The 12,079-nt window shown below is 59.9% G+C and carries 10 protein-coding genes; 8 read left to right on the top strand and 2 right to left on the bottom strand.

The genetic code is table 11. The features are described from left to right. Window positions 1–130 precede the first annotated feature (130 nt). Window positions 131–499 carry a YkgJ family cysteine cluster protein gene (locus tag AB4N53_RS25930; protein WP_024011928.1) on the top strand — a complete coding sequence of 123 codons (369 nt, stop codon included), beginning with the start codon at window positions 131–133 and terminating at the stop codon, window positions 497–499. 150 nt (window positions 500–649) lie between these two features. Next, on the top strand, window positions 650–2,932 hold the full coding sequence (locus AB4N53_RS25925) for a putative bifunctional diguanylate cyclase/phosphodiesterase (protein ID WP_460124702.1): 2,283 nt from the start codon (window positions 650–652) through the stop codon (window positions 2,930–2,932). On the opposite strand, the gene AB4N53_RS25920 is transcribed toward AB4N53_RS25925, so the two are convergent. Then, the gene (locus AB4N53_RS25920; protein ID WP_460124699.1) at window positions 2,823–3,719 is read right to left on the bottom strand and encodes an NAD(P)-dependent oxidoreductase; all 897 of its coding nucleotides are present in this window, start codon (window positions 3,717–3,719) and stop codon (window positions 2,823–2,825) included. The two genes, AB4N53_RS25925 and AB4N53_RS25920, sit on opposite strands and share 110 nt — an antisense overlap. A gap of 196 nt (window positions 3,720–3,915) precedes the next feature. Between AB4N53_RS25920 and AB4N53_RS25915 the strand changes: the two genes are divergently transcribed. After that, window positions 3,916–6,114, top strand: a complete 2,199-nt coding sequence (locus AB4N53_RS25915; protein ID WP_460124696.1) for a hypothetical protein — start codon at window positions 3,916–3,918, stop codon at window positions 6,112–6,114. A 283-nt stretch (window positions 6,115–6,397) separates the two neighbouring features. Here AB4N53_RS25915 and AB4N53_RS25910 read toward each other — a convergent pair whose 3' ends face one another. After that, the gene (locus tag AB4N53_RS25910) at window positions 6,398–6,703 is read right to left on the bottom strand and encodes a DUF2288 domain-containing protein (protein ID WP_415763443.1); all 306 of its coding nucleotides are present in this window, start codon (window positions 6,701–6,703) and stop codon (window positions 6,398–6,400) included. Between the two features lie 350 nt (window positions 6,704–7,053). Between AB4N53_RS25910 and AB4N53_RS25905 the strand changes: the two genes are divergently transcribed. The 5 genes from AB4N53_RS25905 (at window position 7,054) to AB4N53_RS25885 (ending at window position 12,053) form a co-directional block, all read left to right on the top strand. Next, entirely contained in the window at window positions 7,054–8,181 is a 1,128-nt protein-coding gene (locus AB4N53_RS25905; protein ID WP_016771354.1) for a branched-chain amino acid ABC transporter substrate-binding protein, read from the top strand. Window positions 8,182–8,410: 229 nt separating this feature from the next. Then, entirely contained in the window at window positions 8,411–9,334 is a 924-nt protein-coding gene (gene livH, locus AB4N53_RS25900) for a high-affinity branched-chain amino acid ABC transporter permease LivH (protein ID WP_016771355.1), read from the top strand. Further along, window positions 9,331–10,587, top strand: coding sequence for a high-affinity branched-chain amino acid ABC transporter permease LivM (locus AB4N53_RS25895; RefSeq protein WP_016771356.1), 1,257 nt, complete (start codon window positions 9,331–9,333; stop codon window positions 10,585–10,587). Before livH ends, AB4N53_RS25895 begins: the two co-directional genes overlap by 4 nt. Continuing rightward, on the top strand, window positions 10,584–11,351 hold the full coding sequence (livG, locus tag AB4N53_RS25890) for a high-affinity branched-chain amino acid ABC transporter ATP-binding protein LivG (protein ID WP_186534383.1): 768 nt from the start codon (window positions 10,584–10,586) through the stop codon (window positions 11,349–11,351). The genes AB4N53_RS25895 and livG overlap by 4 nt, the downstream gene beginning before the upstream one ends. Beyond that, on the top strand, window positions 11,352–12,053 hold the full coding sequence (locus AB4N53_RS25885) for an ABC transporter ATP-binding protein (RefSeq protein WP_003222380.1): 702 nt from the start codon (window positions 11,352–11,354) through the stop codon (window positions 12,051–12,053). The last annotated feature ends 26 nt before the right edge of the window (window positions 12,054–12,079 follow it).

The following is a 12,079-nucleotide window of genomic DNA, read 5'->3' as shown; positions in this document are numbered from 1 at the left end:
GGGGCTTTCGCGGCAAAATCCGGCGACAAAAAAATAGTTTCGTGCCCCCCTTCCCAACGCCATGGCAAAGCCTAGAATGGCCGCCGGATCCGTCCGGATCTTCCGATCAATCCCTTTGATACCTCCGCCCATGTCCGAAGCCAGTCCGTGTCTGAATTGCGGTGCCTGCTGTTCCCACTTTCGCGTGTCTTTTTTCTGGGGTGAGTGCTCATCCTCTGGCGGGACGGTACCCGATGAACTTGTCGCGCAGATCACCCCGAGCCGGGTCGCAATGATCGGCACCGATCGCAAACCGGCGCGTTGCATGTCCCTGGCGGGAGAGGTCGGCAGTGCCGTGGCCTGCACGATCTATGACAAACGTTCGAGCACCTGCCGCGAGTTCGAGGCATCGTGGGAGAACGGCGAGCACAATCCCGACTGCGACAAGGCCCGCGCCGCTCACGGTCTGCCACCCTTGCCGCCACACTGGAACGACCTGCCGCTGGAGCGCATCGCCTGAGCCTTAGCGCGAATCGCTATGAGGCTAATGGCAAAATCATTACCACCAATGTGCCACTACGGCTTGCAGCCGGAAAACCGCCTCTATACTCCTTTCATTCGCCTGCGTTGATTGACGCACGGGCCAGATGAATCCGAGACGGGGCACGCTATGGAGTGGCTTGGTTTGCAGTTTGTTGCCGAGCTGCCGGCGAGCGGGCAGATTATCCTCGATTGCAGTCACAACCCTCTGTTGGTGATGGTGGCCTATCTGGTCGCCTGCGCGGCGAGCTTCGCCACCCTGGACATGGCAGAGCGCCTGGTGCATGCCGAAGACCCGGGGTCGCGGCGCATCTGGCGCTGGATCGGCGCGACCTGCCTGGCCGGCGGCATCTGGGCCATGCACTTCATCGGCATGCTGGCTTTCCAGACACCCATCGATATTCAGTACGACCTCGGCATCACCCTCTTGTCGTTGCTGATCGCCCTGCTCGCCTCGTGGCTGGCCATGCACACCCTGAGCGAGGTGCAGCCGAGCGCGTTGCATTGCCTGAAGACCGCGTTTGTCATCGGCTTGGGCATCGCTGGCATGCATTACGTCGGCATGGCCGCGATGAAGTCGAGTGCCACCGCCTACTATCAGCCGGGGCTGTTCGCGCTGTCGGTGCTGATTGCCATCGGCGCCAGCTTCACCGCGCTGTGGGTGGCGCGCTACTTGAGCGAGGGCAGCGGCGTCGCCCATCAATTGCTCAAGTACAGCGCGGCGCTGATTCTCGGCGCCGGCATCATAAGCATGCACTTCACCGGCATGGCTGCGCTGGATCTGGTGCTTCCCGAAGGCGTCCTCGCAGCGAGCGGCAGTGAAACCGGGCATCTGCAACTGGGCCTGACCGTGGCGCTGATCATCCTGTTGATCCTCGGCAGTGCGATCAGCGCCGCCCTCGCCGACAAAAAGCTGCAGAACAAGGAAAACGACCTGCGCCGGGTCAACGCCCTGCTCAGCCAACTCGATCAGGCGCGCATGTCCCTGCAGCAAGCGGCCAATTACGACGCGCTGACCAATCTGATCAACCGCCGTGGTTTCAACCAGATGTTCGCCGAAAAACTCAGCCAGAAAACCAGCGAGGGCGGCATGCTCGCGGTGATGTTTCTCGACATCGACCACTTCAAGCGCATCAACGACAGCCTCGGCCATGACGCCGGTGACGCGCTGCTCAAAGTCATCGCCCAACACATCAGGAGCTCGGTGCGCAGCCACGAAGACGTGGTCGCGCGGTTCGGCGGCGATGAGTTCTGCATCCTTATCAGCCTGCGCGACCGCGAAGAGGCGCGTGGTATGGCGCAGCGCATCATGCACAAGATGAAAGAGCCGATTGAACTGGCTGGCCGGCGCATGGTGATGACCACCAGCATCGGCATCAGCCTGTTTCCTGAAGACGGCACCACCTGCGAAGAGCTGCTCAAACACGCCGACCTGGCCCTCTACCAATCCAAGGGCGCCGGGCGCAACGGCCTGCACTTCTTCAACTCCAGCCTGAAAACCCGCGCCAGCTTCGAGCTGCAACTGGAAGAAGAACTGCGTAGTGCGCTGCGGGAAGACAACGCGCTGATGCTCTACTACCAGCCGATCTTCGAACTGAAAACCGGACGCGTGACCAAGCTCGAAGCGCTGATTCGCTGGCAGCATCCGGTTCACGGTTTGCTCACGCCGGATCGCTTCATCGGTATCGCCGAGAACAACGGTTTGATCGCCGAACTGGACAACTGGGTGCTGCGCCGCGCCTGCAAGGATCTTGGCGAGCTGTCGCGGCACGGGTGTGCGGAATTGAAAATCGCCTGGAACTGCTCGCCGCTGAATCTGGCGCGCGAAGAGCTGGCCGAGGAGATCGAACACGCCTTGCACACTGCGGGCGTTGCCCCGGATCGCCTGGAACTGGAGGTCACCGAAAACGCCTTGATGGGCAACATTGCCAACACTCTGGTGTTGTTGCGGCAGATCCGCGCCCTCGGTGTGTCGCTGTCGATCGATGATTTCGGCACCGGCTATTCGTCGCTGGCCTACCTCAAGCGCCTGCCGCTGAACACCCTGAAGATCGACCGCTCGTTCATCCTCGACATCCCCACCGCCACGGCGGACATGGAGATCGTCCAGGCGATCATCGTCATGGCTCACACTCTGCATCTGCAGGTGGTCACCGAGGGCGTCGAGAGCCTGGAGCAATACGAGTTTCTCGAGCGTTCGGGCTGCGACTTCATTCAGGGTTATCTGCTCAGCCGCCCGGTGCCGCTGGACGAATTGCGCGCGGTGCTCGATGAAATCAACCAGCGCAAGCCCGTGCTCGGGGTCAATCCGTTGAGTCTGGCGCGCGATACATTTGCACCAGCGTCGCTGGATCCTTCGCTAAAAAGCCTTGCGCCCCATGCAGGCGCATCAACTGTGCGGCCAATCCGCTGATTGGCGTCGCCGAGCCCTGCTCGCGGGAAAATTTCACCGCCGTGTCGAGATCCTTGAGCAGCGTGCGCACGTGCCACTTGACCGGTTCGAAACGGCTTTCGGCCATTTGCGGGGCAAGGATCTGCAACGGCTTCGAATCGGCAAAGCCACCGGCCAGCGCCTCGGCGATCAGGCTGGCATCGACCCCGGCCTGCTCGGCCAACGCCACCACTTCGGCAATCACCAGCGCATTGCAGGCAACGATCATTTGATTGCAGGCCTTGGTCACCTGGCCGGCACCGACGCCGCCCATATGCGTGACGCGCTGACCGAGGCTGAGCAGCACCGGGCGCACGCGCTCAAGATCTGCCGCTGCACCACCGACCATGATCGCCAGACTGCCGGCCTCGGCGCCGACCACGCCGCCGGACACCGGGGAGTCAAGCCAGCCCATGCCGCTTTTCTCAGCCAGCTCTGCGGCCATCTCGCGAGTCGCGGTCGGTTCAAGACTGGAGAAATCCACCAATAGCTGGCCGTTTTTCGCACCTTCGGCGATACCGCCAGTGCCGAACACCACTTCACGCACCACGGCGGTATCGGCCAGACACAGCATGACGATGTCGGCGTGTGCGCACAGTTCGGCGGGGCTCGATACCTGGCGGGCGCCGGCCGCAACCAGCGGTGCGCACTTGTCCGGGTTGCGGTTCCACACCGTCAGCGGGTAACCCGCCGCCAGCAGACGCTGGCACATCGGCAGGCCCATCAGGCCGATTCCGGCAAACCCCAACGAAGGTAGCGTTGACATCATTTCGCCTCTTTTCGATTAAAGATCACCGAATCATGGCCGATTCATCAACGATCAGGAAAGGATTCCGCCCGGCGATCAGACCAGCCAGCACTACGACGCCCGGGCCGTATTCGCGCACACAAGACGCGAGATCTTCTTCCGTGAGGTTCGCCGGCACTGTTCGGCGGGCCAACCCAGTCCAGGTAAATGGCGCACCATGACCTCTAAAAACAACCCCGCCAGTGCAACAGCCGATCTGACCCTGAGCCCCGCCGCGAACAGCGCGTCATTATCCAGACCGACGCAGCCTTCGCGCCCGCTGTCGACCCAGCAATACCTGTACTTCACCGAGACCAACACCGACCGCATCCTCGATAACCTCGACGGCCTGCGTGATTCGGTATTCCCGCGCCCGGCGCATCAGGAAGGTGACAACGAGCAGCACAACGACCAGGAATTCCCCTCGGTGTGTCTGATCGGCCTCGGCCGCTGCGGCTCCAACATCGCCCTCGACGTGGCGGAGCTGGTGTACAACGCGCGCAAGTTCTACCTCAACGAATTCAACAACGAAGATCGCCCGACCGACCGGCGTCTGGCCGACAAGGGCTACAGCCCGGCGCAGTGGATCAAGAACAATCTGCGCATCGGTACCAGCAAATCGACCAAACCGGTGTTTCTGGTCGAACCGCTGGTGATGCTCGGCGACCTCGACAAGGACATTGCCGGGCGCATCCGTTTCTCGCGCAAGGGCGAGAAAAGCGGCTTCCTGCGCGACTACAGCAAAATGAAGATCATGGACTTGTCCGAAGTCCACGCCGGTGGCGCCGGTAACGCGCCGATCCTCGGTCAATATCTGGCGAAGATCATCCTCAACAAGGACACCCAGCGCTTCTCCAGCCCCGACTGGAAAATGATCCACTCGTACCTGATCGACAGCTGCGGGATCAAGGCCAACCAGTCGCGCCTGTATTTCTCGATCTTCAGTGCCGGCGGCGGTACCGGTTCGGGCATGGCCTCGGAGTTCGGCCTGGCGCAGCAGCACTCGTACATGAACAAGACCTTCGACACCAAGCCGATGGACGAGCATGACGGCAAGAGCGGTCATTCGTTTGTCTTCGAGCCGATCTTCACCAGCGGTATCTGCGTGCTGCCGAACATTTCCGACCACCGCAGCGAAATGTCCGAAGCGCTGCACATCAACGCCGGGCGCCTGCTGTGCAAATACCTTTCGGAAGAATGGGATTTCTCTTACAACTTCGCCAACGAAGACAGCAGCGAAGCCAGCGTGATGGGGCGTATCCGCCCGTGGAACGCGATGATGCTGATCTCCAACGACATCATGCGTTACGCCGAAGAAAGCGATGACGGCAATATCCAGAACATTGATGTCAATGCCATGGAGAAGCACGCCAACCAGTACATCTCGCAACAGATCTTCAACATTCTGACGGCGCAGGCAGTCACCACTGACTACGACCAGAACTACTTCCGCCGCGCCGGCATCGACATCGGCGAAACCATCCGCCTGGATGCCAACGACCTGTTCATGAGTCTGGCCGGCCCGGTGGCGATTGCCTACGCCGAATCGGTGGTGCCGGAAACCCCACCGCCGAGCAGCGACAAGTTCAAGGTCTTCGATAAAGAGCCGCAGCGCCTGAACATCGACGACCTGTTCTTCCGTTCGATCGACCTGCCGCACTTCAACAAGGTCACTCAGGCGATCGAAGGCATCAGCCTGTTGCCGATCGAATCCAAGCGTTATCGCGCTTCGCTTGAGCAGTACAAGAATTCCGGCTACGACGCCGCCGCGCTGCACGACCTGCACTTTTTCAAGAATTGCTCGTCGGTGGTCTCGATCGTCTCGCTGCCAAAAGACTACAAACTGTCCTACATGGACCTGAACCGGTTGAAGACCCATCTCAACAGCCTGTTCCCCAACACCACGCTCAAGCGCTATGCGCTGGTGATCGGCGCTTCGGCCAACCTGTCGCTGACCACCCTGATCGCCAAGAGCCCGTGCCTGTCGGACGATTTCCTCACGTTGATCGTGGCGTTCATCAAGCGCTGCTTTGCGAAGAATCCGTACCGTTTCGACGAGACGCTGGATAACTCGATTCTCGACTTCATCATTCAGGAAGACTTCGACGAGGAGCGGATCGACGACCTGCTCAACGAATTCGAAAACCCGGCGAAGATCCTCGATACCAACTGGTACGCGATCAAACCGATGTACGAAAAGAAATACCGTGAGTTGATCAACGACAAGGACAAGTTCGTCTCGATCAATGACATTCGCCTGTCACGCGACTGCGTGAAGAAGTCGATCAAGTACCTGCGCGAGATCTACCGCCACCGGATTGGCAAGACCAAGGTGATCTCGCTGAATAACCATACCGGGAAGACGTTCTCGGTCTGATCCAGCAGCGAGTCGCTCCATTCGCGAGCAGGCTCGCTCCCACAGGAAAGTGCATTGCAGTGTGGGAGCGAGCCTGCTCGCGAAGGCCCCCTCGAATTCACCGACGAATTCAGCTTTACGAACATCCAGAAACAATTAAGCGACCTTCAGGCCGCTCCATAAACTGTTCCCGTTACGTTTACGTCACCGTGAGGCGTGGTGTTTCTCCACGGCAAGGTGCCATCACGCTACTCCGCTACACACTTGCGGTGCGCCAATCGAGGCACCAAAAAGGTGCAGGCAATTAAACAGCCGCCCTTTCCTGGATCAGAATCCACGGCGAAACCACTACGGCCCAGAGCTGCGGATCACGTTCGAAAATATCCAGTGCCCGCGTTTCAGACAGCTTGGCGACCTTGTCGTCGGCCAGCCAGGCCGCGACTTTCTCGCCTTCATCCGATGCCACGGCCTCGGCGGCGGCGATCAAATCGAGCGCTGGGTCGACCCACAATAGGGCACCCTTGGCAAAGAACGGCTCAAGCTCTTTCCAGGTAATAGATGCCGTTTCACCAAGCAGCTTGGCATAGAGGGTGCTAGGTTCTTGATTCATGGGAGCTGTCCGGAAAAGAAATCGACGCGAATGATAACGTCGGTGGTCCGTCAGAAAAACCCGGTTGCAAATCGCTGCACCGAACGAAAAGAGCAGGAGCGCCAGGGAATGCTGCCTTTTGGGATATATGCCCCCGATTGCCCGCCGCAATTCTGTCTCTTTCATTCAAAAATGCGACACCCCCAAGTTTTGCCCCGTGGCGCCCGCTTCCCAGTTGATCAAGCGGCGCTCTACACTGTACCGGTACAGTTGCCGGGGCATTTTCCGGAGGGTATCGCAAAGATATCTGACCCGGTTCTGCTGCTACGGCGCCAGAACTCTAAAAAATACAACAGTAAGAGTGGAGCACTATGACTAAGGCTACTAAGCAGATTTCCAAACTGTTTGCCGCTATGGTTCTGGCCGGGGTTGCCAGCCATTCGTTCGCAGCTGACACCATCAAAATCGGTATCGCCGGCCCTAAAACCGGTCCAGTAGCCCAGTACGGCGACATGCAGTTCAGTGGCGCGAAAATGGCCATCGAGCAGATCAACGCCAAGGGCGGCGTCGACGGCAAGAAACTCGAAGCCGTTGAATACGACGATGCCTGCGATCCGAAACAAGCGGTAGCGGTAGCGAACAAGGTCGTCAACGACGGCGTCAAGTTCGTGGTCGGTCACCTGTGCTCCAGCTCTACCCAGCCAGCTTCGGACATCTACGAAGACGAAGGCGTGATCATGATCACCCCGGCTGCCACCAGCCCGGACATCACCGCCCGTGGCTACAAAATGATCTTCCGCACCATCGGTCTCGACAGCGCCCAGGGCCCTGCCGCCGGCAACTACATCGCCGATCACGTGAAACCGAAAGTGGTTGGCGTGCTGCACGACAAACAGCAGTACGGTGAAGGCATCGCCACCGCCGTGAAATCGACCCTCGAGAAGAAAGGCACCAAGGTTGCCGTCTTCGAAGGCGTCAACGCCGGCGACAAAGACTTCTCCGCAATCATCGCCAAGCTCAAGCAAGCCGGCGTCGACTTCGTCTACTACGGCGGCTACCACCCGGAGCTGGGTCTGATCCTGCGTCAGGCTCAGGAAAAAGGCCTGAAAGCCCGCTTCATGGGTCCGGAAGGCGTGGGTAACGACTCGATCACCCAGATCGCCAAGGACGCGTCCGAAGGCCTGCTGGTGACCCTGCCAAAATCCTTCGACCAGGATCCGGCCAACGTTGCCCTGGCTGACGCGTTCAAAGCCAAGAAGGAAGATCCGAGCGGTCCGTTCGTGTTCCCGTCCTACTCGGCAGTGACCGTGATTGCCGAAGGCATCAAGGCGGCCAAGTCCGAAGACGCGACCAAAGTGGCTGAAGCCATCCACGCCGGTTCGTTCAAGACCCCGACCGGCGACCTGAGCTTCGACGACAAGGGCGACCTGAAGGACTTCAAATTTGTCGTGTACGAGTGGCACAACGGCAAACCTAAAACCGAAGTTTCGCCTCAGTAAGGCCTTGCCCGACTGACTGCCAATAAAGCCCACGGCGTGCCGTGGGCTTTGTTTTGCGAATGTAAGGGCCGCGCTGGCGTGATCCGCCAGTCGGCCCACCTGAAAATCTCAAAACCGTCATCAGCGGTTCGCTGGCAAAACCCGGATTCGAAGTGGATAGAGATCCACGGGGCCGGGCGGGAAAATGACTCCACCAGTGAAATGCGTACAGGTTTTTAGGAGCGCTGTAATGCCTGACCTCTATCACTTCTTCCAACAGCTGGTTAACGGCCTCAACGTTGGCAGCATGTATGCCCTGATCGCCATCGGCTACACGATGGTTTACGGCATCATTGGAATGATCAACTTCGCCCACGGCGAGGTGTACATGATCGGTTCCTACGTGGCGTTCATCGCCATCGCCGGGCTGACCATGATGGGACTCGACAGTGTCCCGCTGTTGATGACCGCGGCGTTCATCGCCAGCATCGTCGTCACCAGTTCCTACGGTTACAGCATCGAACGGATCGCCTACCGCCCCCTGCGCGGCAGCAACCGTCTGATCCCGCTGATTTCCGCCATCGGTATGTCGATATTCCTGCAGAACACCGTTCTGCTGGCGCAAGACTCCAAGGACAAAGCTATCCCCAACCTGATCCCGGGCAACTTCGCCTTCGGTCCGGGTGGCGCACAAGAAGTGCTGATTTCCTACATGCAGATCGTGGTGTTCGTGGTGACCCTGATCGCCATGCTCGGCCTGACCCTGTTCATCTCCCGTTCCCGCCTGGGCCGCGCCTGCCGCGCCTGTGCCGAGGACATCAAGATGGCCAACCTGCTCGGCATCAACACCAACAACATCATTGCCCTGACCTTCGTCATCGGTGCTGCGCTGGCGGCAGTCGCTGCCGTGCTGCTGAGCATGCAATACGGCGTGATCAACCCCAACGCCGGTTTCCTCGTCGGCCTCAAGGCCTTTACCGCTGCGGTACTGGGCGGCATCGGCAGTATCCCCGGGGCCATGCTCGGCGGGTTGGTGCTCGGTGTAGCGGAAGCGTTCGGTGCCGATATCTTCGGCGACCAGTACAAGGACGTCGTTGCGTTCGGCCTGCTGGTTCTGGTGCTGTTGTTCCGTCCGACCGGCATTCTGGGCCGTCCGGAGGTTGAGAAAGTATGACTAGGAATCTTAAACAGGCACTGTTCAGTGCCTTGCTGGTGTGGGCGGTGGCCTACCCGGTACTGGGTCTGAAACTGACCATCGTCGGCATCAATCTGGAAGTGCACAACACCAGCCCTGCGGTACTTGCGACCATCGCGATCTGCTCGGTGCTGATGTTCTTGCGGGTGCTGTTCAACCAGCAGATCAGCAAGGCCTGGCGCTCCTCGCCGGGCATGCCGCTGATCCCGGCCAAGGCCAGCAACTTTCTGACCCTGCCGACCACCCAGCGCTACTTCATCATCGCGCTGATTCTGATCGCCCTGGTCTGGCCGTTCTTCGGCTCCCGTGGCGCGGTGGATATCGCAACGCTGATCCTGATCTACGTGATGCTTGGCCTGGGCCTGAACATCGTCGTCGGTCTGGCCGGTCTGCTCGACCTGGGTTACGTCGGCTTCTACGCCGTCGGCGCCTACAGCTACGCGCTGCTGTCGCATTACTACGGCCTGAGCTTCTGGATCTGCCTGCCGATTGCCGGCCTGATGGCGGCGACGTTCGGCTTCCTGCTGGGCTTCCCGGTGTTGCGTCTGCGTGGCGACTATCTGGCGATCGTGACCTTGGGTTTCGGCGAAATCATCCGTCTGTTCCTGCGTAACCTGACCGACATCACCGGTGGCCCGAACGGCATCAGCAACATCGAGAAACCGACGTTCTTCGGCCTGACCTTCGAGCGCAAAGCCGCCGAAGGCCTGCAGACGTTCCACGAGTATTTCGGCCTGCAATACAACTCGATCAACAAGGTGATCTTCCTTTACCTGGTGGCGCTGTTGCTCGCACTGGCTGCGCTGTTCGTGATCAACCGTCTGCTGCGCATGCCGATCGGCCGTGCGTGGGAAGCGCTGCGTGAAGACGAAATCGCTTGCCGCGCGCTGGGCCTGAACCCGACCGTGATCAAGCTCTCCGCGTTCACCCTGGGTGCTGCGTTCGCCGGTTTCGCCGGCAGCTTCTTTGCTGCACGTCAGGGGCTGGTGACGCCCGAGTCGTTCACCTTCATCGAGTCGGCGATCATCCTCGCCATCGTCGTACTGGGTGGCATGGGCTCGCAACTGGGTGTGATCCTGGCGGCGATCGTGATGATCCTGTTGCCGGAAATGATGCGTGAGTTCAGCGAGTACCGCATGTTGATGTTCGGTGCGCTGATGGTGCTGATGATGATCTGGCGTCCACAAGGTCTGCTGCCGATGCAACGCCCACACATGGAGTTGCGCAAATGAGCCGCGAGATCCTTAAAGTCGAAAATCTGAGCATGCGCTTTGGCGGCTTGCTGGCGGTCAACGGCGTGGCGCTGACCGTCAAGGAAAAACAGGTGGTTGCCCTGATCGGCCCGAACGGCGCCGGCAAGACCACCGTGTTCAACTGCCTGACCGGCTTCTATCAACCTACCGGCGGCAGCATCCTGCTCGACGGCGAGCCGATCCAGGGCCTGCCGGGCCACAAGATCGCCCTCAAAGGCGTGGTGCGTACCTTCCAGAACGTGCGTTTGTTCAAGGACATGACCGCGGTCGAGAACCTGTTGATCGCCCAGCACCGTCACTTGAACACCAACTTCCTGTCCGGTCTGTTCAAGACCCCGGCGTTCCGCAAAAGCGAGCGCGAGGCCATGGAATTTGCCGAGTACTGGCTGGAAAAGGTCAACCTCAAAGAGTTCGCCAACCGCACCGCCGGCACCCTCGCCTACGGCCAGCAACGGCGTCTGGAAATCGCCCGCTGCATGATGACCCGTCCGCGGATCCTCATGCTCGACGAACCGGCCGCCGGCCTGAACCCGAAGGAAACCGAAGACCTCAAGGCGCTGATCGGTGTGTTGCGCGAAGAGCACAACGTCACCGTGCTGCTGATCGAACACGACATGAAACTGGTCATGAGCATTTCCGACCACATCGTCGTGATCAACCAGGGCACACCGCTGGCCGACGGCACGCCGGACCAGATCCGCGACAATCCTGAAGTGATCAAAGCCTACCTGGGGGAAGCGTAAATGCTGCAGTTCGAAAACGTTTCCACCTTCTACGGCAAGATCCAGGCCCTGCACAGCGTCAACGTCGAAGTCCGTCAGGGCGAGATCGTGACGCTGATCGGCGCCAACGGTGCAGGCAAATCCACGCTGCTGATGACGCTGTGCGGTTCGCCGCAGGCGCACAGCGGCAGCATCCGCTACATGGGTGAGGAACTGGTCGGCCAGGACTCCTCGCAGATCATGCGCAAGAGCATCGCCGTGGTGCCGGAGGGTCGTCGGGTGTTTGCCCGTCTGACCGTGGAAGAAAACCTGTCCATGGGCGGATTCTTCACCGACAAGGGCGACTATCAGGAACAGATGGACAAGGTTCTCGGACTTTTCCCACGCCTGAAAGAACGTTTCAACCAGCGCGGCGGCACCATGTCCGGCGGTGAACAGCAAATGCTCGCCATCGGCCGTGCGCTGATGAGCAAGCCCAAGCTGCTGCTGCTCGACGAGCCATCGCTGGGTCTGGCACCGATCATCATCCAGCAGATCTTCGACATCATCGAGCAGCTGCGCAAGGACGGTGTGACGGTGTTCCTGGTCGAGCAGAACGCCAACCAGGCACTGAAAATCGCCGACCGCGCCTACGTTCTGGAGAACGGCCGCGTGGTCATGCAAGGCACTGGTGAAGCGCTGCTGACCGATCCGAAAGTACGCGAGGCGTACCTCGGCGGTTGAGTGTTATCGCTGCACAAAAAAACGGC

This window comes from Pseudomonas sp. H3_E04 (assembly GCF_054668915.1).
This window is presented reverse-complemented; position numbering and strand designations above follow the sequence as displayed.